This window comes from Marinobacterium zhoushanense, from assembly GCF_014641945.1.
GTDB classification, from domain to species: Bacteria; Pseudomonadota; Gammaproteobacteria; order Pseudomonadales; family Balneatricaceae; genus Marinobacterium_D; species Marinobacterium_D zhoushanense.
Window position 1 is genome coordinate 462,808 of sequence record NZ_BMIJ01000002.1, and the last position, 21,752, is coordinate 484,559.

The 21,752-nt window shown below is 59.4% G+C and carries 19 protein-coding genes; 6 read left to right on the forward strand and 13 right to left on the reverse strand.

Annotated elements, in window-relative coordinates:
• The first annotated feature begins 44 nt into the window (after window positions 1-44).
• The 3 genes from IEX40_RS06330 (at window position 45) to IEX40_RS06340 (ending at window position 4,394) form a co-directional block, all read left to right on the forward strand.
• Window positions 45-2,912, forward strand: a complete 2,868-nt coding sequence (locus tag IEX40_RS06330; RefSeq protein ID WP_188746383.1) for an FAD-binding and (Fe-S)-binding domain-containing protein — start codon at window positions 45-47, stop codon at window positions 2,910-2,912.
• A gap of 21 nt (window positions 2,913-2,933) precedes the next feature.
• Window positions 2,934-3,422: a universal stress protein gene (locus tag IEX40_RS06335; protein ID WP_188746385.1), complete on the forward strand. Its 489-nt coding sequence runs from the start codon at window positions 2,934-2,936 to the stop codon at window positions 3,420-3,422.
• A 78-nt stretch (window positions 3,423-3,500) separates the two neighbouring features.
• Complete coding sequence (locus IEX40_RS06340; RefSeq protein ID WP_188746387.1) at window positions 3,501-4,394, forward strand: AEC family transporter; 894 nt, start codon at window positions 3,501-3,503, stop codon at window positions 4,392-4,394.
• Between the two features lie 46 nt (window positions 4,395-4,440).
• Here the strand turns inward: IEX40_RS06340 and IEX40_RS06345 are convergent, their stop codons facing one another.
• From IEX40_RS06345 to gyrA, 12 genes are all read right to left on the reverse strand, one after another.
• Entirely contained in the window at window positions 4,441-4,719 is a 279-nt protein-coding gene (locus tag IEX40_RS06345; RefSeq protein WP_188746389.1) for a ComEA family DNA-binding protein, read from the reverse strand.
• A 103-nt stretch (window positions 4,720-4,822) separates the two neighbouring features.
• Entirely contained in the window at window positions 4,823-5,539 is a 717-nt protein-coding gene (gene pyrF, locus IEX40_RS06350) for an orotidine-5'-phosphate decarboxylase (protein WP_188746391.1), read from the reverse strand.
• Window positions 5,540-5,699: 160 nt separating this feature from the next.
• Entirely contained in the window at window positions 5,700-6,896 is a 1,197-nt protein-coding gene (gene lapB / locus IEX40_RS06355) for a lipopolysaccharide assembly protein LapB (protein ID WP_188746393.1), read from the reverse strand.
• Between the two features lies 1 nt (window position 6,897).
• Complete coding sequence (locus IEX40_RS06360) at window positions 6,898-7,203, reverse strand: lipopolysaccharide assembly protein LapA domain-containing protein (protein WP_188746395.1); 306 nt, start codon at window positions 7,201-7,203, stop codon at window positions 6,898-6,900.
• Window positions 7,204-7,234: 31 nt separating this feature from the next.
• Window positions 7,235-7,531 (reverse strand): integration host factor subunit beta, encoded by a 297-nt coding sequence (locus IEX40_RS06365; protein ID WP_188746397.1) that lies wholly within the window; start codon window positions 7,529-7,531, stop codon window positions 7,235-7,237.
• A 67-nt stretch (window positions 7,532-7,598) separates the two neighbouring features.
• A complete protein-coding gene (gene rpsA, locus IEX40_RS06370; protein ID WP_188746399.1) occupies window positions 7,599-9,278 on the reverse strand; it encodes a 30S ribosomal protein S1 in 1,680 nt (559 codons plus the stop codon).
• 28 nt (window positions 9,279-9,306) lie between these two features.
• Window positions 9,307-10,002 carry a (d)CMP kinase gene (cmk, locus tag IEX40_RS06375; RefSeq protein ID WP_188746401.1) on the reverse strand — a complete coding sequence of 232 codons (696 nt, stop codon included), beginning with the start codon at window positions 10,000-10,002 and terminating at the stop codon, window positions 9,307-9,309.
• On the reverse strand, window positions 10,002-12,218 hold the full coding sequence (locus tag IEX40_RS06380; protein ID WP_308421593.1) for a bifunctional prephenate dehydrogenase/3-phosphoshikimate 1-carboxyvinyltransferase: 2,217 nt from the start codon (window positions 12,216-12,218) through the stop codon (window positions 10,002-10,004). The genes cmk and IEX40_RS06380 overlap by 1 nt, the downstream gene beginning before the upstream one ends.
• A complete protein-coding gene (gene hisC / locus IEX40_RS06385; protein WP_188746403.1) occupies window positions 12,212-13,318 on the reverse strand; it encodes a histidinol-phosphate transaminase in 1,107 nt (368 codons plus the stop codon). The genes IEX40_RS06380 and hisC overlap by 7 nt, the downstream gene beginning before the upstream one ends.
• Before the next feature lie 23 nt (window positions 13,319-13,341).
• A complete protein-coding gene (gene pheA / locus IEX40_RS06390) occupies window positions 13,342-14,451 on the reverse strand; it encodes a prephenate dehydratase (protein ID WP_188746405.1) in 1,110 nt (369 codons plus the stop codon).
• Window positions 14,452-14,475: 24 nt separating this feature from the next.
• Window positions 14,476-15,558: a 3-phosphoserine/phosphohydroxythreonine transaminase gene (serC, locus tag IEX40_RS06395; protein ID WP_188746407.1), complete on the reverse strand. Its 1,083-nt coding sequence runs from the start codon at window positions 15,556-15,558 to the stop codon at window positions 14,476-14,478.
• 92 nt (window positions 15,559-15,650) lie between these two features.
• Entirely contained in the window at window positions 15,651-18,290 is a 2,640-nt protein-coding gene (gene gyrA / locus IEX40_RS06400; RefSeq protein WP_188746409.1) for a DNA gyrase subunit A, read from the reverse strand.
• Between the two features lie 205 nt (window positions 18,291-18,495).
• Here gyrA and ubiG point away from each other — a divergent pair, with 205 nt between their 5' ends.
• Genes ubiG through IEX40_RS06415 form a run of 3 tightly spaced genes read left to right on the forward strand, consistent with a single transcriptional unit; the run spans window position 18,496 to window position 20,679 of the window.
• On the forward strand, window positions 18,496-19,215 hold the full coding sequence (gene ubiG / locus IEX40_RS06405) for a bifunctional 2-polyprenyl-6-hydroxyphenol methylase/3-demethylubiquinol 3-O-methyltransferase UbiG (protein ID WP_188746410.1): 720 nt from the start codon (window positions 18,496-18,498) through the stop codon (window positions 19,213-19,215).
• On the forward strand, window positions 19,215-19,904 hold the full coding sequence (locus IEX40_RS06410; RefSeq protein WP_188746412.1) for an HAD family hydrolase: 690 nt from the start codon (window positions 19,215-19,217) through the stop codon (window positions 19,902-19,904). The genes ubiG and IEX40_RS06410 overlap by 1 nt, the downstream gene beginning before the upstream one ends.
• Before the next feature lie 19 nt (window positions 19,905-19,923).
• Window positions 19,924-20,679 carry a YciK family oxidoreductase gene (locus tag IEX40_RS06415; RefSeq protein WP_188746414.1) on the forward strand — a complete coding sequence of 252 codons (756 nt, stop codon included), beginning with the start codon at window positions 19,924-19,926 and terminating at the stop codon, window positions 20,677-20,679.
• Window positions 20,680-20,756: 77 nt separating this feature from the next.
• On the opposite strand, the gene rluB is transcribed toward IEX40_RS06415, so the two are convergent.
• Window positions 20,757-21,665: a 23S rRNA pseudouridine(2605) synthase RluB gene (gene rluB / locus IEX40_RS06420; protein WP_188746416.1), complete on the reverse strand. Its 909-nt coding sequence runs from the start codon at window positions 21,663-21,665 to the stop codon at window positions 20,757-20,759.
• Window positions 21,666-21,752: the final 87 nt, after the last annotated feature.

The window sequence follows — 21,752 nt, forward strand, 5'->3', positions numbered from 1 at the left end:
CCCGCAATTTGGAGCGGCCAAAGTCAATGAGGTTAGTTACGCACATGATACCGGCATACCAGGCCTTTTATGATCAGCTCCGGACCTTCATTCCCGAATCGCGACTGATCCACGATCCGTTACGCACCCTGGCCTATGGCACCGATGCCAGCTTCTACCGACTTATCCCGCAACTGGTGGTTCGCGCGGAGAGCGAGGAGGAGGTGGTCGGCATTGTCCAACTGGCCGATCAGCAGAAGGTCCCGATCACCTTCCGCGCCGCCGGTACCAGCCTGTCCGGACAGGCGATCACCGATTCGGTCCTGATCACGTTGGGCGATGGCTGGGCAGGTCACCATATCCTGGACAATGCCGAGCGCATCCGTCTGCAGCCCGGCGTCATCGGCGCCCAGGCCAACCGCTACCTGGCGCCATTTCAGCGCAAGATCGGCCCGGACCCGGCGTCGATCAACACGGCCAAGATCGGCGGCATCGCTGCCAATAATGCCAGCGGCATGTGCTGCGGTACCGCACACAACAGCTACCAAACCCTGGATTCGATGCGCATGATCCTGGCCGACGGCAGCTTGCTCGACACCGGTGACGACGCGAGCATCGAGGCGTTTCGTAAGAGTCATGGCGGCCTGCTCGACGCACTGGATGCCCTGGCGCGACTCACCCGTGCCAACCAGCCCCTGGCCGACCGCATTGCGCACAAATACCGACTAAAGAACACCACCGGCTATGCACTCAATGCGCTGATCGACTACGAGGACCCGATCGATATTTTGCAGCATCTGATGATCGGCTCAGAAGGCACCCTCGGCTTTATCTCCGAGATCACTTACCGCACCGTGCCCGAGCACCCGCACAAGGCCTCGGCGCTGGTGTTCTTCGACCGGCTGCACACCGCCTGCGAAGCGGTGGCGCTGCTCAAGCCGGAGCCGGTGGCCGCGGTCGAGCTGATCGATCGTGCCGGCTTGCGGGCGATCGAGCAAAAACCGGGGATGCCCGACTTTATCCGAGAGCTGCCGAAGGATTCCGCGGCATTGCTGATCGAAACCCGCGCCGCCGATGCCGATACGCTGGCCCACCAGGTCGAGCGTGTCACCGCCACCATTGCAGTGCTGCCGACCACGCGCCCGATCGAATTCACGTCGGACCCCGCGATTTGCGCCCGCTACTGGGCGATCCGCAAGGGGCTGTTCCCGGCGGTGGGTGCGGTGCGCAATACCGGCACCACGGTGATCATCGAGGATATCGCGGTACCGGTGCCGCAATTGGCCGCAGCGGTCGATGATCTACATCGAATCTTCGAGCGCTGGGGCTATCATGAGGCGCTGATCTTCGGCCATGCGCTGGAAGGCAACCTGCACTTCGTGTTTACCCAGTCGTTCGATACGCCCGAGGAGATCGAGCGCTACTCCAAACTGATGGACGACGTGTCCAACCTGATCGTCGGTCGCTACGATGGCTCGCTGAAGGCCGAGCACGGTACCGGTCGCAACATGGCTCCCTACGTCGAACTGGAGTGGGGAGAGGAAGCCTATGCGCTGATGTGGGAGTTGAAGCTACTGCTCGACCCGCAGCAGATTCTGAACCCCGGCGTGATCCTGAACCGAGACGAGAACATACATCTGAGCAACCTGAAGCCGATGCCCGCCGCCGACCCGCTGGTCGACACCTGTATCGAGTGCGGCTTCTGCGAGCCCACCTGCCCCTCCCGGGCGCTGACGCTGACACCACGCCAGCGCATCGTGATCTGGCGCGAAATCGCCCGCCTGGAGCGCAGCTGTGAGGATCCGGAGCGACTGCATCGATTGCGCAAGGATTACCGCTATCAGGGTGACGAAACCTGCGCCGCCTGCGGCCTCTGCTCGACCACCTGTCCGGTCGGCATCAACACCGGTGACCTGACTCGCTCCATTCGACATGATCGCAACTCGCGCCATCAGGGCACCGCTAACTGGATAGCCCGCCACTACGCCGGAGTCGGCAGCGTCAGCCGTATCGCGCTCAATCTTGCTGACGGCATGCACGGTCTGCTCGGCAGCAATGCCATGACCAAACTGACCTCAGGGGCACGCAAGCTGTCGGGCAACAGGGTACAGCAGTGGACACCCGCCATGCCTACCGGGGCACCGGCACTCAAGCCCCTGGACCTGCCGCACGGCGAACCGAGCGCAGACAGCACACGCCCCAAGGTGGTCTATCTGCCCAGCTGCGCTAGTCGGGTGATGGGGCCGCAACGTGGCAGCGACTCAAGCCCCCTGATCGAAGTCACCCACTCACTGCTGAACAAGGCGGGCTACCAGGTGATCTACCCGGAAAATATCGAAGCACTCTGCTGCGGCATGCCGTTCCAGTCGAAAGGGCTGTTCGACACCGCAGACATGAAATCGCTGGAGCTGAACAAAGAGTTGCTGCGCATCACTGAACAGGGACAGATTCCGGTCTATTCTGATACCAGTCCCTGTACTCTGAGACTGAAAGAGAAGATTGACCCGGTCATCGAGCTCTATGACAGCATCGAGTTCCTTGACCGGTTCGTGGTGGAGAAGCTGAACCTGATTCCGATCAGTGAACCGATCGCGCTGCACCTGACCTGCAGTGCAACCCGACTGGGCCAGTCCGACGCGCTCAAGCGTATCGCGTCGAGTTGCGCCACGGAAGTGGTGGTACCGGACGACATCGGCTGCTGCGGCTTTGCCGGCGACAAGGGGTTCAGCACACCGGAACTCAATGCCAGCGCCCTGAGAACACTCAAAGACAGCATTGGTCACTGCAGCGGGGGATTCTCCAGCAGCCGCACCTGCGAAATCGGATTGAGTCTGCACAGTGGCATAGAGTACAGATCTATCGTATACCTGCTGGAGCGATGCGCCAGCCACCCGAAACCAGTTACAGCCGGCATAGATCAGCCGCATAGCTGATCGGCACAGAAGGAGAGCACCATGGCACTGCCAGAGATCAAAACCATTCTTTACACCAGCTCACTGGGCGCCCACACCCGTCCCGTTTTCCGGCACGCGGTGCAACTGGCGCATAACCTTGGCGCCAGGATCATCATGCTGCACGTGGTGGAACCGGTGGGCGAAATGGGACGCGCACTGATCCACAGCTACCTGCCGGACGATGTAATCAAGAAGATGCACGATGAAGGGATCAGCCGCGTGCTAGAACAGATGAAGGAGCGGCTGGAAACATTCAGGGACGAGGAGCTGAAGGCACTGGGCCGCGACTTCGACTTTGAGATCGAACCGGTGGTCGCCGAAGGCCAGCACTCCGAAACCATCCTGCGTCAGGCGGAGAAACTGGGAGTCGATCTGATCGTCATGGGCCAGGAAAACACCTTCGGCCATCACAGCCCCACTACCCATCACGTGGTGCGACAGGCTAAGATTCCGGTCTTTGTCGTGCCAACCGGCAAGCAATACCTGTAATTCACACAACGTCCTGCCGGCCAACGCCGAGGGCGTTCCGGCCGCAGGGGCGATCAGCCCCTGCGCTAAGGACTTCCAATGGATGCTACATCTCTCCAGCTCGCAGAGCGGATCTTCCAAACGGTCATCCCACTGGTCGCGATCGTCGGACTCGGCTATATCTACGCCCGTCGCGCGCATACCGATATGTCGGTGGCCAACCGCATCAATATGGATCTGTTCTGTCCAGCGCTGATCTTTTCCGTCATGTCGGCAAAATCGTTCGACCTGGTCGCCCACATCGATCTGGCCATAGGTGCGCTTCTGGTCGTGCTCGGGTCCGGGCTGCTGGTATGGCCACTCTGCCGTCTGATCGGCGTTGCACCGAAGACCTTCGTTCCGCCGATGATGTTCAACAACAGCGGTAACCTGGGCATCCCACTGATCGTACTCGCCTTCGGCGAATATGCCCTGCCTGCTGCGGTGGTGATGTTTCTGGTGGAAAACCTGCTGCACTTCACCGTTGGCGTCTACATCATAAACCACCGCACACACCCGATGACGCTGGTACGCAACCCGATGATCCTGGCAACAGGAGCTGGATTGGTCTGGAGCCTGTTTGAATTGCCGTTGCCGATGATCGTACAAACCCCGATCGACATGCTCGGCAAGATTGCGATTCCGTTGATGCTGTTCTCACTGGGCGTACGTATGACCAGCATCGATTTCAGCAACTGGAAACCGGGTCTGTGGGGATCCTTCATCGCACCGTTGAGCGGATTATTGATCGCCGTACCCGCCACCTGGTTTCTGGGGCTCGATCAACAGCAGACCGCCTACCTGATACTTTTCGGCGCCCTGCCGCCGGCGGTGCTGAACTATATGGTATCCGAGCGTTACAACCAGGAGCCTCACCAGGTCGCTTCCATCGTGCTGATCAGCAATATGGCGAGCCTGGCCATCATCCCGCTGACCCTGGCCTTTATCCTGTAACAAAAAGGGCCGGGGTCATTCGACCGCCGGCCCGCGCAACCCGTCACTACTCGCTTGCGGCAGCCGTTTCCAGCTGGATCTGGTCACGGTTTTTTTCCAACGTGGACGAGCCGATCCCCTTTACCTCGGTTAGCTGTTCTACACTGGTGAACGGCCCCTTCTGCTCCCGATAGGCAACGATCGCCTGAGCCTTCGCTGGACCGACGCCATTGAGGGCTGCGGCGATCTGATCGGCACTGGCAGTATTGATGTTAACGGGAGAGGCGAAGCTCAATGGGGAAATACAGGCAAGACTCAGCGCGAGCGTCTTGAAGAAAGTACGCATGACGAACTCCTTTTCTTTAAATTTGATTCGACTTCAATCAGTCTGCTGACCATTCCGTGATCAGCAGATCGACTATATCGCGGGTCGGAGAGCTTGCCAACCGTTAACCGGCGTTTTGCGCCGCCCGCACTTCAGCCAGTATGCCGGCTGCAGCAGCGGCAGGATCCTGCGCCTGAGTAATTGGACGCCCCACCACCAGGTAGCTCGCACCAGCCGCGATCGCATCGGCGGGGGTCAGGATCCTGCGTTGATCTCCCGCCACGGCGCTCGCCGGTCTGATACCGGGCGTAACCAGGCTGAAGGATTCGCCGATCTCCGCGCGTAACGCCTTCGCCTCCTGTGCCGAGCAGACGACACCATCCAGCCCGCAATCTTGCGTCAAGCGTGCCAGACGCAGCACCTGCTCCAACGGATCGATATCCAGGCCGATCTCGGCAAGATCTGCCCGCTCCATGCTGGTCAACACGGTCACCGCGATAAGCTGGGTGGAGGCTCCCGTCACCTGTGCCAACTCTTCGCGGGCGGTTTCCATCATCCGTCGACCACCGCTGGCGTGGACGTTGACCATCCACACACCCAGCTCGGCGGCAGCGCGAACAGCCTTGGCCGTGGTATTGGGGATATCGTGGAATTTAAGGTCCAGAAACAGCTCGAATCCCAGTCCCTGCAGCGCTTCAACGATGGCAGGACCCGCTCTGGTAAACAGCTCTTTACCCACCTTGACCCGGCACAGCTGCGGATCCAGTCGACGCGCCATCTCCAGTGCACTGTTCTGATCGGGATAATCCAACGCCACGATAACCGGCTTATCAATACTCATTAGGCACTCTCGTTCAGCTTGAGACAGTTGCAATATTCTAGTTCGCGCATCCTGACCAGCTCAGGATGCGCGAACAAGCGGAGTTTACAGAAATTAGATGAGCTTTCGAGCACAATTTCAACGCCGCCGGGGCGAGTGAAGCAGTGGGGTGGCAGGTACCTCACTCCCCTTCCAGCCCCTGGATGGGCCTGGTGCTATCCCACTCTCGACAGGATGGGCAGTGCCAATGCAGGGTGCGCCCGGAGAAGCCGCAGCGTACACACTGGTAGATAGGTTTGCTCTGTTCCAGCTGACCGGTCAGCCCCCTTAACACACTGAGACTTTCCCGAGCGCTGTTCGCCCCATACTCCAAATGCAGGTCGATCAAGCGATTGAATCCGCGCACGGAGGGGCGATTTTTAAGTTCATCGGTAATAAACAATCCCGCCGCGACCACACCGTCCCGTTCACGAATCAGCTCTGCCCGGGCCAGCAGAACGGTCGTCGATGGCGCGTGTACCATACAGCTTTCGAGATAACTCTCAAACTCCCGCAAACGCCCTGTTTCATGGTAGCAGTGCTGCAGCAAGGCTATGGTTTCCGAGACCAGCAGCGGCTCTTGCTCCCTGACTCGGCGTAACGCTTTAATGGCGTCATTCCAGGCTTGCCGCTCCATCGCCATACGTGCCATCAACAGCGTCGCCCTGACCACTCTGGGATTAAGGCTCAGGGCTTCACGGAGGGAGGCCTCAGCCTCCCGCCAATGGCGCCTGGTCAAGCTTAGCTCCGCCAACTCACAGCAATACTGCGCCAACGCCGGTGCAATCGTTGCGCGTTCATTGGCGTCCAACTGACGGCCAGCTTCCAGCGCATCTCGCCACTCACCCTCCTTTTCATAGAGCTTGATCAGCAGCTTGAGCGCCTGGGCCCGCAGTTGCGGACCCGGATTGTCGCGAATAATCTCATGCAGCAGGTTTTCCGCACGATCCAGCAAACCGATGGCTTCGTAATCGCGCGCCAACGCCATCTGAATACGAATAAAATCCTGGTGGGAGAGCCCAGGGCGCGCCAGCAATGTCTGGTGTACACGGATGGCACGATCCACTTCCCCCTTGCGCCGCAGCAGGCGAGCCAGCGCGAGATGGGCCGGGATGGTATCCGAGTTGATCTCCAGGGCCCGGATAAAGCTCTCGATCGCCTCATCCGGGCGGTCGCTCATCAGATGATCGAGGCCCTGGAAGTAATCGCGACTCAGGTCTGAGCCGGAAAGGTGGTTAGGATAGCGCTCGCTGGGCTGAGCATATTGCCAGCGCCCAAGCGCCCAGCCTATTGCTATGGCCGCTACCAGTAGCAGCAGAAGTAATGGATCCAGCCCCATCTCAGGCTGGTTCTTTCAGCGCCGTGGTTCGCAGTCGTTCGATCTCCTGTCGACTGCTGTCTACCTTGCGATTAGCGCGGCGCAGACGTGCTTTCAGAGCCAGGATGGTCAGGGTACTCAATAACACGCCACAGATACCCCCGGCCACGAAGGCGAGGATCAACCAGAGCGACAGCGTAGCCTCCGGCAACTGCACGAAAACCAGATCGATCGCGACGGGGGTCGTGTTGTGCACGGTAAATAGGATACCCACCGCGATGATCACCAGACCAACCAGAGTCGCCAGCAGGGTTTTAAGCCAGTTCAACGTTGTTCACCTCTATTCATCAACCAGCCAATCAGGCCTCTCCTTCGAGGCTCTGATTCACCTGATCACGCAACTCCTTGCCCGGCTTGAAGTGCGGTACGTACTTCGCCGGCAGCGGTACTGATTCTCCGGTTTTGGGATTACGGCCGATGCGTGGAGCGCGGTAGTGCAGTGAGAAACTGCCAAAACCGCGTATTTCAATTCGATCACCGTCAGACAGGGCTTCGGTCATGTGGTCCAGCATGGTTTTGACCGCAAGTTCGACATCCTTGACTGACAACTGAGGATGGGCGTCTATAAGGTGCTCAATCAGTTCAGATTTTGTCATTTCAGCTCCTTACCGGGTTGCAGGCCTTGGTCGGCCGGCCCCGAGGCCGGCTGACCTTAGAGCCTGATCAGGAATCACGTTTGTCCATTTGAGCCTTGATCAGATCGCCGATGGTAGTCGGCCCGGTATCGTCGACCTGCTCCTGAACCGACTTCAGCGCCTCCTTATGCTCCCGCATCTCGACCTGCTTGACCGACAGATTAATCACGCGGTTGCGCCTGTCGACGCTAAGGATTGCCGCTTCGACCTCGCTACCGACACTGAGTTCGCTGGTCAGATCTTCGATACGATCACGTGACAATTCCGATACTTTCAGAATACCGTCTACCCCTTCAACCAGGTTCAAGGTGGCCTGGCGAGGTGTTACTTCAGTAACCTGCCCGGTCACCACACTCCCCTTGGGATGAGCATCGGCAAAGGCGATGAACGGGTCAGAGTTGAGCTGTTTGATACCCAGCGCGATACGTTCGCGTTCTGGATCGATCGACAACACCTGAGTATCGACCTCCTGCCCCTTGGTGTATCGCTTCACGGCCTCTTCGCCGGCTTCATCCCAGGACAGATCGGACAGGTGAACCAGACCGTCGATGCCACCCTCGAGACCAACGAACACGCCGAAATCGGTGATCGACCGGATAGCACCGCTGATGGTATCGCCTTTCTTGTAGCGGGAAGAGAACGCCTGCCACGGGTTCTGCTGACACTGTTTCATACCCAGGGAGATTCGGCGGCGCTGCTGGTCAATGTCGAGGATCATCACCTCGACCTCCTCACCAATCTGCACCACCTTGGAGGGATGGATATTCTTGTTGGTCCAATCCATCTCGGATACGTGCACCAGCCCCTCGATACCCTCGGCGATCTCAGCAAAGCAGCCGTAATCGGTCAGGTTGGTGACGCGCGCGTTAACCTTGTCCCCGACCTTATATTCCTTGGTGAGCTGGGTCCAGGGATCGTCCTGCAACTGCTTGAGACCGAGCGATACGCGGCTGCGCTCGCGATCATACTTGAGCACCTTGACGTCGATCTCATCACCGATCTTCAGCACTTCACTCGGGTGCTTGACCCGCTTCCAGGCGATATCGGTGATGTGCAACAGGCCGTCGATTCCGCCCAGATCGATAAACGCACCGTAGTCGGTCAGGTTCTTGACGATACCCTTGAGGACAACGCCCTCTTCCATCTTCTCGAGCAGCTTTTCACGTTCTTCGCTGTAGGCGGCTTCAAGCACGGCGCGGCGGGATACGACGATGTTGTTGCTGCGGGCATCGAGTTTGACCAGCTTGAACTCAAGCTCCTGCCCTTCAAGATGGGAGGTGTCGCGAAGTGGACGGATATCGACCAGCGATCCGGGCAGGAAGGCGTTGATGCCGTTGACGTCGACGGTGAGGCCGCCGCGTACCTTGCCGGTGATATGACCGGTAACCGTCTCTTCCGCGGCGTAAGCCTTTTCAAGCACTGCCCAAGCCTCAGCGCGCTTGGCTTTCTCACGCGAGAGCTGGGTCGACCCAAATCCATCCTCGAGTGTTTCGAGCGCAACTTTGACCTCGTCTCCGACCTTGAGCGTGACTTCGCCACGCTCATCGCGGAACTGATCCAGCGGAATTACGCCCTCGGACTTCAGACCAGCATTGACGATGACGAAATCGTTGTCGATCGCAACCACCGTGCCGGTGACGATCGAACCCGGCGCCATGTCCAGATCCTTCAGGCTCTCCTCAAAAAGATCGGCAAAACTCTCGCTCATTACACTCGGTCCTCAAAATGGAGCCGCGTCAGCGCAGCCCTCTGTGTCTTGCTTCGTCCAGCACCGCCAGCAGAACCTCGTCTATCGTCATCTTGGTGGTATCAAGAGTTATTGCATCTGGCGCCGGTTTCAGAGGCGCGACCGCGCGATTCATATCGCGATCATCACGGGCTCTGATATCGTCCAATATCACTTCAAGGCTAGCACCCAGTCCCTTGCTAATCAACTGGTTATAACGACGTCTTGCGCGCTCTTCAGCGCTGGCATCCAGATAGATTTTCAGCGTCGCCTCCGGGAACACAACCGTGCCCATATCCCGTCCGTCGGCAACCAGTCCCGGCAACTGGGCAAAATCACGCTGCCGGCTCAGCAGAGCCTCGCGTACCGGCCCTTGCGCAGCCACCACCGAGGCGTCGTTACCCATCTCCTCTGTACGGATTGCAAGCGTTACCTCCTCGCCCTCCAGAATGATCTGCACCTCATCATCCCCGGCAGCTGCGACGAACTGCACATCCAGATGCCCCGCTAGTACCACCAGCGCCTCGGTATCATCCAGCCCGACACCATGGTGACGGGCCGCCAGTGCGGTGAGTCGGTAAAGCGCCCCACTATCAAGCAGATGCCAGCCCAGCTTTTGCGCCAACAGCCTGCAAATAGTGCCCTTACCCGATCCGCTGGGACCATCCACAGCCACAACGGGGATCTGTTGTTCACGGCGGGACATCAGCCCTCCTCCTTATACAGTGCAATTCCTATACGCCTGGCCTGATCGACAAACTCAGGGCAAAACAGTGCGACCGAGGCGCACTGTTCAATATCGAGCTCTTCACTCGCAAGGTGACCTGCTACGGCCAGCGCCATTGCAACACGAGGATCACCTCCGCTGCTCACCCGTCCACCATGCAATTGACCGCCTTTGACGATCAGACGACTCGCCTCCAACCGCAGATCAATACCCAACTGCTGCAGCGCGTCACTCATCAGATTCAATCGCCTGTTAGTGGCAAACGCACCTTCGACATGGGCATCAAGGGTGGTTACTCCTTCCGCGCAGGCGGCCGCGACCAGCAGCGCCGGACACTCGTCCAGAGCCAGCGACTGCCATTCGGCCGGTATCTCTATGCCTTTCAATACGGCAGCGCGTACACGGATATCGGCCACCGGCTCCGCGCAATCATCGCGGACATTGAGCAGTTCGATCTCGGCGCCCATCTGCTGCAGTATGCTCAGCAGTCCAATACGGGTCGGATTGATGCCCACATGCTCCAGCAGCAACTCAGCACCGGGGGTCAACGACGCGGCCACGATAAAAAACGCAGCCGCAGACAGGTCGCCGGGCACCCGCAACCGGGTCGCAGTGAGCCGGGCACCCGGTACCATCTGTAACTGACCGGCCTGCTCCCGCAACTCACACCCGAAACGGCTGAGCATTCGCTCGGTATGGTCACGCGTGGGTTTCACCTGTTCGATGACGGTTTGTGATTGAGTATAGAGTCCGGCTAGAAGTAGCGCCGACTTCACCTGAGCGCTCGCAACCCTCAGTACCTTACCGGCCCCCGCCAGCGACTCAACCGGCGTGATTTTCAATGGCGGACAGCCCCCTGCAGCGGTTTCGATCTGTGCGCCCATCTGACGCAGAGGCTCGACCAGCGCGGACATCGATACCTGACTGAGGGCTTCATCACCATAAAGCTCCGTTGCAAAGGGTTGTGCAGCCAACACACCGCACAACAGGCGCATCGACGTACCCGACGAGCCCAGATAGATGGGGCCAACGGGGGGTTGCAAGCCGTGTAGACCGACCCCGTACACCCTAACCAACCCTTGGTGCGGCCCCTCGATCACGACACCCAGATCACGGAAAGCTTGCAGCGTTGCCAGGCTATCCTCGCCCTCGAGGAAGCCTTCGATATCGGTCACGCCTTCGGCCAGTGCCGCCAGCATGACCGCCCGATGAGAGATCGATCGATCGCCGGGCAGATCCGCTTGCCCCTTGATACCGCTACCGGGACGGACGCGAAAGGTTACAGGGTGATTGTGTAAATCCGGTGAATAGGCGGAACGTGCCAAAATGCGGGAAAAGTGTTCGCGTGCAGATTTGGCACGGGTAAAGATTCCCAGCAGGGACTGGCTATCGCCACGTGCTATGGCTTCGCGCAGTTTCGCCACGCCTTCGGTAAAACGGTCGATCTGCGTCAGCAACTGATCCCGGTTGGCAAAACAGATATCATGCCACATGCTCGGATCGCTGGCCGCGATGCGGGTAAAGTCGCGAAAGCCGCCAGCCGCGTAGCGGAAAATATCGGTGTTCTCCGCCTCATGCGCCAGGGTATCGACCAGCGAGAAAGCCAGCAGATGCGGCAGGTGACTGGTCGCCGCCAGCACCTCATCGTGACGCTTGACCTCCATCTGCAGCACTTCCGACCCGACCCCCTGCCACAACCGGGCGATCGCCAGGGTCGCACCGGGGTCGGACTCCGGCAGCGGTGTCAGTATCAGCTTGCGACGTACGAACAGCTCTTCGTCGGAGGCCCCGACACCGCTCTTCTCGGTACCGGCGATTGGATGACCGGGGACGAAACCCGGCGGCATCGGATCAAATAACCTGCGTGCGGCGTCAACCAGATTCCCCTTGGTACTGCCGACATCGGTAATCAGCGTTTGCGGCCGCAGCCAGGGTTTGATCTCTGACAGCACTTGCTCCATGACTTTGACCGGCACGGCCAGCACGATCAGATCGGCACCGCTTACCGCCGCCTCGAGATCATCGGCGATGCGGTCGATCACCCCCAGCGACAAGCCCAGCTCGCACTCACCGCGATTGCGATCGTAGCCGAGCACTTCATCAACCAGACTTCGAGCCCGGAGCGCCCGCGCAAAAGAACCACCGATCAGCCCCAGCCCGATGACCAGCACCCGGCGGGTAGAAAACCTCAGCACGACAACACCCTCGCCAGCGCCTCCAGAAAGCGACTGTTCTCCCGCTCAGTCCCGACCGTGACCCGTAGATGCCTGGGCATGGCATAGGGTTGCAGTGGACGCACGATCACCCCTTGTCGCAACAATGCTTCGAACACAGGCTGCGCCTCGCGTTTCAGCTCGAGTGTGACGAAGTTGCCTTGAGACGCGAGAAACTCCAAACCCAGACGTTCAAGCCCCTCCGACAGTTGCCGCCGGCCGCGACGGTTGTTTTCCAACGTTCGCTGCAAGTAGTCATGATCCTCGAGTGCCGCACTGGCCGCAGCCAACGCGGCAGCGTTGACGTTAAAAGGCTCCCGGATGCGGTTCATCAGATCCGAAATCTGGCCATTGGCCACCGCAAAGCCAACCCTCAGCCCGGCCAGGCCGAACGCCTTGGAGAAGGTACGGGTCACGATCAGATTAGGATAATCGTCGACCAGCTCAAGACCGTTGGGCAATCCCGCTTGCGGATCCACATACTCCGTATACGCCTCGTCGAGCACCACGATAACGCGCTCGGGCACCGAATCGAGAAACGCCCGCAGTTCGGCTTCGCTGAACGATGTTCCGGTCGGGTTGTTCGGATTGGCCAAGTAGATCAGGCGCGTACGCTCGCTGACTGCCGTGGCCATCGCATGCAGGTCATGCCCATAATCTCGCGCCGGCACCTCGACCGCCTGCGCCTGGCAGGCCTTTGCCGCGATGGAATAGGCCACAAACGCGTACTGGGAGTAGATCACCTCATCGCCAGGGCGTACAAAGGCACGCGCCGCCAGATTCAGCAGCTCGTTGGAGCCGTTACCCAGCGTCAACCGGTCACTGCTGATGCCATAAGCCTTGTGCAGCGCTGCCTTGAGCTCGAAACCGGCACCGTCGGGATAGCGTTCGAGCCTGGACAGAGACGCGGTGGCAGCAGCCAGCGCCAGCGGACTGGGACCAAGAGGGTTTTCGTTGCTGGCCAGGCTAACGATATCGGTCAGCCCCAGCTCCCGCTCCAACTCTCCGGCGGGCTTGCCCGGACGGTAGGGGCTGAGAGTGGCGATGCTCGGCACCGCCAGTGAGTAAAAGTCGATCGACATGGCGTCGCTCCGTAGGCCCGGGCTCAGAGCACCGCTTTCGGGTAAGACCCGAGAAGCTTAAGCTCAACGGAGCCAGACTCAAGTTCTGCCAACACCTGTTGCACTGCCTCCTCCTCGCTATGCCCCTCAAAATCCAGGTAGAACAGCATGTCCCACTGCGACTGGGGGGCGGCACGGCTTTCAACGCGTGTCAGGCTGATATTACGTTTCCGGAAAGGGTCCAGCAGCTCATACAGCACGCCCGGACGATCATGTACCATCAACAGGATCGAGGTTTTATCCTGTCCGCTCGGGCCCACGACCTGGCGACCGATGACGAGATAGCGGGTGGTATTGTCGGGCTGATCCTCGATATTGGACTGCACGACCTGCAGCTGGAACAGGTCGACCGCGATATCGCCGCCGATCGCCGCCGCTTCCCCTTTGGCTTCCTGCACTTTTCGCGCAGCCTCGGCATTGGAGCTGACCGCGATCCGCTCCACATCCGGACAATGGGCGTCCAGCCAGGTATGACATTGATTCAGCGCGAAGGGGTGGGCATAGATCACCTTCACCCCGTCGAGCGATGCTCCCCCCCGCATCAGCACATGCTGGTGCGTGCGCAGCTCCACCTCGCCACAGATGCTGACGTTGAACCGGCTGAACAGGTCCAAGGTGTGGCTGATCATGCCATCGGCAGCGTTCTCGATCGGCACCACGCCGTAGTTGGCATGCCCCGACTCCACATCGCGGAATACCGCTTCGAGACTGTCGACCGAAGCGCATCGGACCGAGTGGCCAAAATGCTTCAGCGCCGCCTGCTGGGTGAAGGTCGCTTCCGGTCCGAGGAATACCACTCCCAGCGGCTGCTCCAGTGCCAGGCAGACCGACATAATCTCGCGAAACAGGCGCGCTACCTCCTGATCCGGCAGCGGCCCCTCGTTGCGCGCCATGACCCGCCTCAGTACCTGGGCCTCGCGCTCGGGCCGATAGAACACGGCGTCCTGATTGTCATAGCGGGACTTGATCTCCGCCACTTCCTGGGCGCAGCGGGCACGCTCATTCAGCAGGCGATGGATCTCGCGGTCGACCTGGTCGATACGGTCGCGTACGACCTTGAGCGCCTGCTCCTGCTTTTGCTGTTGATCGCTCATCGCTCTCTCCACTACTTCCAGCGCTTAGCCGGCCGTGCGCTCGAACTCCTGCATAAAGGCGACCAGTGCTTCGACAGATTCCTCGGACACGGCGTTGTAAATACTGGCGCGCATACCGCCTACCGAACGATGTCCCTTGAGATTGAGCAATCCAGCCGCTTCCGCGCGCTCCAGGAACAGTTTATCCAATGCGCTGTCTGCCAGTGTGAACGGCACGTTCATGATCGAACGGTTGGCCGGCGCGATCGGGTTGGCGTAGAAGTCGGAACCGTCGATGGCGCCATACAGGCGCTCAGCCTTGCGTGCGTTGATCCTGGCAATCCCCTCGACGCCGCCCTGCTCCTTCAGCCACTTGAACACCAGACCGGTCATGTACCAGGCGAAGGTCGGCGGCGTATTGTTCATCGAATCGGCCGCCGCGTGCACCTGGTAGTCAAACATGGTCGGCGTACCGGCCAGGGTATTACCGATCAGATCGTCTCGCACGATGACCACGGTCAAACCCGCCGGGCCGATATTTTTCTGCGCACCGGCATAGATCAAACCGTAGCGGCTGACATCAATGGGGCGCGCCAGGATGTCGGAGGACATATCGACCACCAGCGGCACCTCACCGGTTTCCGGCACGTAATCGAACTCCAGACCGCCGATGGTTTCGTTGCTGGTGTAGTGTACATAGGCAGCGGCGGGGTTCAGTTTCAGCTCCGCCTGGGCGGGTACCCGGGTGTAGTGCTCGTCCTTGCTGCTGGCCACCAGCCCAACCTGGGTGTAGCGTGAGGCCTCCTCGATCGCCTTACCCGACCAGATACCGGTATCGATATAATCGGCTGCCGCCGCCCCGCGGAGCAGGTTCATCGGCACCATGCCGAACTGGCTGGTCGCGCCACCCTGCAGGAACAGCACCTTGTAGTTGGCAGGTATGTCGAGCAGGTCACGCAGATCCTGTTCCGCCGTTTCCGCCACCGAAACGAACTCCTGACTGCGGTGGCTCATCTCCATGATGGAGAGCCCCTTGCCATGCCAATCGAGCATCTCTTCCTGAGCCCGGGCGAGAACAGACTGCGGCAGCGCGGCGGGGCCGGCACTGAAGTTATGTTTGCGTGTCATCGTGTTGTATTAACTCCAGAAAAGAAACGCGGCGCCGGGGCTCAAGCCCCGGAGACTCATACCTTAACCTTTCGCACGTAGCTGAACCGGCATCACTCTTGCGGTTCATCACCAACGATATCGTCATCCGCTTCGTCAGCAGGCGCTGTGCTATCGACCTCATCCTGCTCGGAATCGGCGTCAACCAGTTCGCCCTCCTCTTCGTCCGGCTCCTCAATTCGAGCCAGACCGGAGAGCTTCTCATCCTCGGACAGACGGATCAGCGTCACACCCTGGGTATTGCGTCCCAGCATCGAGATCTCATCGGCACGGGTGCGCACCAGCGTACCGCGATCGCTGATCAGCATGACGTCGTCGCCCTCCAGCACCTGCACCGCACCGGCCAGTTCGCCGTTACGATCGGTGCACTGCATCGCGATCACGCCCTGGCCTCCACGGCCGCGCAGCGGGAAGTCCTCGATGGCCGACTGCTTGCCATAACCCTTGACCGAAGCGGTCAGCACGCGACCACCCTCGCGCGGGATGATCAGCGCAATCACTGCCGCACCCTTGTCAAGCTTCACGCCGCGTACACCGCGCGCAGTACGGCCCATGGCACGCACGTCATTCTCGTTGAATCGGATAGCCTTGCCGGCGCTGGTAACCAGCATCACGTCGTCGTTGCCGCTGGTGATCGAGGCGCCGATCAGGCGGTCGCCATCAACGATCTCCAGTGCGATAAGGCCGGTGCTGCGCGGACGGGAAAACGCCTCCAGCGGGGTTTTCTTCACCGTGCCGTTGGCCGTGGCCAGGAAGATGAAGCGCTCGGCATCGAACTCCTTCACCGGCAGGATCGCGCTGATCCGTTCATCCTCGGCCAGCGGCAGTATATTGACCACCGGACGGCCACGCGAGGTGCGGCTGGCCGGCGGAATCTCGTAGACCTTGCGCCAGTACACCTTGCCATGGTTGGTGAAGCAGAGGATGGTGTCATGGGTATTGGCGATCAGCAGGTGCTCGATGAAATCCTCATCCTTCATCGCCGTCGCTGACTTGCCCTTGCCACCGCGACGCTGCGCCTGATAGGCACTGATCGGCTGAGTCTTGGCATAACCACCGTGGGAGATGGTCACCACCATATCCTCCTCGGTGATCAGGTCGGCCACGGTCAGATCCTGCATCGAGGCCTGAATCTCGGTACGGCGCTCATCGGCATACTCGGCGATGATCGCGTCGAGTTCTTCGCGGATTACCTCCATCAGGCGCTCGTAGGAGCCCAGAATCTCCAGCAGCTCGGCGATCTTCTCGATCAGCTCGCGATACTCGCCCAGCAGTTTTTCATGCTCGAGACCGGTCAGGCGATGCAGACGCAGATCAAGGATCGCCTGGGCCTGTACCGGCGACAGGTGGTAATGTCCGTCACGCAGGCCGTACTGGGGCTCCAGATCATCCGGACGGCAGGCATCTTCGCCGGCACGCTCGAGCATATCCAGCACCGAGCCGGGTGCCCAGGGGGTGTCGATCAGGCGCTCTTTCGCATCGGCCGGTGTCGGCGAGGTTTTGATCAGCTCAATCACCGGATCGATATTGGCCAGCGCCACCGCCAGACCTTCCAGCACATGTCCACGTTCGCGCGCCTTGCGCAGCTCGTATACGGTACGCCGGGTCACCACTTCGCGACGGTGGCGGATAAAGCACTCCAGCGTGCTCTTGAGATCAAGGATCTTCGGCTGGCCGTCGACCAGCGCCACCATGTTGATACCGAACACGCTCTGCAACGCGGTCTGGGCAAAAAGGTTGTTGATCACCACCTCGGGTACTTCGCCGCGACGCAGTTCGATCACGATGCGCATACCGTCCTTGTCGGACTCGTCGCGCAGCTCGCTGATACCCTCGATCTTCTTCTCTTTGACCAGCTCGGCGATCTTCTCGATCAGACGCGCCTTGTTCAGCTGATAGGGGATCTCGGTGATCACCAGCATCGGGCGACCGTTCTTCGGGTGCTCTTCGATATGGTGTTTGGCACGCACGTAGATGCGACCGCGCCCGGTGCGGTACGCCTGCAGGATACCGGCACGGCCGTTGATAATGCCGCCGGTAGGGAAGTCGGGACCGGGGATGAACTCCATCAGTTCATCGACGCTCAGCTCCGGATTCTCGATCAGCGCGATACAGCCACGCACCACCTCGCCCAGGTTGTGCGGCGGAATATTGGTCGCCATACCCACGGCGATACCGGCGGAGCCGTTGACCAGCAGGTTCGGCACCCGGGTCGGCAGAACGGCGGGAATTCGCTCGGTGCCGTCGTAGTTGTCGACGTAGTCAACCGTTTCCTTGTCAAGATCGGCCAGCAGCTCATGCGAAATCTTGGCCATGCGGATCTCGGTGTAACGCATCGCCGCAGCCGAGTCACCATCCACCGAACCGAAGTTACCCTGACCATCGACCAGCATGTAGCGCATGGAGAAATCCTGCGCCATACGGACAATGGTGTCATACACCGCACTATCACCATGCGGGTGGTATTTACCGATTACATCACCGACCACACGGGCCGATTTCTTATATGGCTTGTTCCAGTCGTTGTTCAGCTCATTCATCGCGAAGAGCACGCGACGGTGTACCGGCTTGAGGCCGTCACGCACATCGGGCAGAGCTCGACCGACAATTACACTCATGGCGTAATCGAGGTAGGACTGTTTCAGCTCATCTTCGATATTGACTGGCAGAACTTCTTTGGCTAGATCACCCATTCGCTCAGCTTTCCTTGGTTCCTAAGGCTTGCAGCGCCTGAAGCGCAATTTTAAAACCGCCGGATTATATCACAGAGAAGGATGCAGGTACGCCAAGGAAACCGGTATTAAATCAACTCTCGGTTCGCGGCGTTATCGACACTTAATGCCATCCACACGGAATGCTAGAATGCGCCCATAAACTTACCTAGGCACTGGGACACCGATGAGCCAGAACCAGACACAGAACATAGACCCGGCGGAAATCGCAAAATTCGAGGAGCTGGCCAGCCGCTGGTGGGACAGGGAAAGTGAGTTCAAGCCCCTGCACGACATCAACCCCCTGCGCGTCGGCTTTATCGATCGCATTGCACCACTGGCCGGTAAAAGGGTGCTGGATGTGGGCTGCGGCGGAGGCATACTGTCGGAATCGATGGCCCAACGAGGCGCCGAGGTCACGGGCATCGACATGGGCGAAGCCCCGCTGAAGGTCGCCAAACTGCACGGCCTTGAAAGTGGAGTAAGCGTTCGCTACCGCCAGGTCACTGTGGAACAGCTGGCGGAAGAGGAGCCAGAGTCGTTCGACATCATCACCTGCATGGAGATGCTTGAGCATGTTCCCGACCCGGCCTCAATCATTGCCGCCTGTGCGCGACTGGCACGACCCGGCGGACAGCTATTCTTTTCAACGCTCAATCGCAATCCGAAGAGCTACATGTTCGCCATTGTCGGCGCCGAGCGGGTGTTGAAGCTCGTCCCCAACGGCACTCACGACTTCAACAAGTTCATCCGCCCGTCCGAGCTTGGTCAATGGCTGCGCTCAAGCGGGCTGCAGATCCGTGAGATGACCGGCCTGGTCTACAATCCACTGACCAAGATCTACCGCCTCGACCCTGAGGATGTCAGCGTCAACTATATGGTCGCCACGACCCGGAACACAGACTGATGGCGAGATACCGTGGCGTACTGTTCGATCTCGACGGTACGCTGCTCGATACCGCACTCGATTTCTACTGGGTGGCGGACAAGATGCGCATCGCTCGCGGACTTGGCCCGGTTGAGCGCGACAGCTTCCGCCAGTGTGTGTCAGATGGAGCGCGAGCGATGGTCGGCAACGCTTTTTCCCTGCCGCTCGATACTGCTGAGATCGAACCTCTGCTCGAGGAGTTCCTTGACCTCTACGCCCAACACATGATGGTCGAAAGCCGGTTATTCGAGGGCATCGACAGGCTACTCGACTGGCTCGACGGTCAACAGATCAAGTGGGGCATCGTCACCAACAAACCCGAACGTTTCAGCCGCGTCATAATCAACCAGCTCGGCCTATCCACCCGCTGCAGCAGCCTGATCTGCCCGGAACAGGTGAGCAAGCGCAAGCCGGATCCAGAATCACTGCTGCTGGCTGGCCAAGAGATAGGCTGTGCACCAGATGAAACACTCTATATAGGTGACCATCAGCGCGACATCGAGGCCGGACGTCGCGCCGGCATGATCACCATCGCCTGCCAATACGGCTATATCCACGATCGGGACGACCCCGAACTGTGGCACAGCGATCACCTGGTACGGGATACGCGCGAGCTCGACACACTGCTAAAATGCCTTTACGGCGATATCGATACCGCTGCCTACTGAAGAAGGAATTCAGATCACCATGTTCAGCTATAACGCTCCCGAAGGCCTGCTCAACGATCGCATTATTCTGGTCACCGGCGCCGGCGACGGTATCGGACGCGCCGCCGCCCACGCCTATGCCGCTCACGGTGCCACCGTAATACTGCTTGGCCGTACGCTGGAAAAGCTGGAACGGGTTTACGATGAACTGGAGGCTGCCGGATATCCGCAACCCGCCATCGCTCCGCTGAATCTGGAAACCGCCGTTGAGCATGACTATATCGAACTGGCAAACCAGCTGGAGGAGACCTTCGGCCGGCTCGACGGCATACTGCACAATGCCGGCCTGCTGGGTGTTTTGACCTCTATCGAGAATTATGACCCCATCATCTGGCAACAGGTGATGCAGGTGAACGTCAACGCCCCCTTCCTGCTGACCCAGACCCTGCTGCCGCTCCTTCATCGATCACAGGACGCCTCAATCATCTTCACCTCATCCGGTGTCGGGCGCAAAGGGCGAGCCCACTGGGGCGCTTACGCTGTATCGAAATTTGCCACTGAAGGGATGACCCAGGTACTGGCCGATGAACTGGAGAATATCTCGCAGGTGCGCATAAACTGCATCAACCCCGGCGCCACCCGAACCGCCATGCGCGCCTTCGCCTATCCGGCCGAGATGCCGGAGAAAAACCCGACCCCGGAGCAGATCATGCCGCTCTACCTCTATCTGATGGGCCCGGACAGCGCGCAGGTGAACGGCCAGTCTCTCGACGCCCAGGGCGACGGCCACGCCTGAAACCCGGCCACAAAATAAAAAACGCTGCAATATGCAGCGTTTTTTAATCCTTTCGTCCCGGGAACGCAGCTCAACTATCAACTGCGTCGTGTATTACGCCGCCCTACCGAGCGCCCCCTGGGTTTGGAGGCACGCTTTTCCGGTGCATTTCGCGCAGGCGTCTCTGCACTTTGGCGGGCACGCTGTCGACCGTAACGGCGCTTTTCATCGACAACCTCCTCCCTCGTCTTAGCCCTGGCTTTAACCCGCGGCAGCTCCAATTCATCACTGAGCACGTCGATCTCTTTGCTACCCAACTCACGCCAGGTGCCGACCTTGACGTCGCTCGGCAGAAAGACCGGTCCAAAGCGCACACGCTTGAGACGATTCACCTGAAGCCCCTGCGACTCCCAAAGGCGCCTTACCTCACGGTTACGCCCCTCCATGACCACACAGTGATACCACTTGTTGGCACCTTCGCCATCGAAGTAACGCACATCGCTAAAATGCGCCATGCCATCCTCAAGCAGCACTCCCTGCTTAAGGCGCTCCAACATCTCGTCATCAACATTACCCAATACGCGCACCGCATATTCCCGGTCAATATTCGCCGACGGATGCATCATACGGTTCGCCAACTCGCCATCGGTGGTAAACAGCAGCAAACCGGTCGTGTTTATATCCAGGCGCCCGATTACGATCCAGCGTCCCTGCTTCAGCGGCGGCAGATTATCAAATACCGTCGGCCGCCCCTCGGGATCATGCCGTGTACACACCTCACCAACCGGCTTATTGTATATAAGCACCCGCCTTGTACTCTCAGACGAAAAAACCAGCTGAGCCGGACGCCCATCCAGCGAGACCTGGTCGCCCTCTTTTACCCGGTCACCCAACTTGGCCGGCTCGCCATTGAGGCTAACCCGACCCTCTTCAATAAAACGCTCCATCTCACGACGTGAGCCAAAACCGGAGCGCGCCAATACTTTTTGCAGTTTTTCATCGTGCATTTGACGTCGCCTCAAACTATTCAATTACGTCGACTGCTTCCCTGCTTCGACGGTTTTCCCAAAGCTAAAATACAAAAAAGCTCTTCA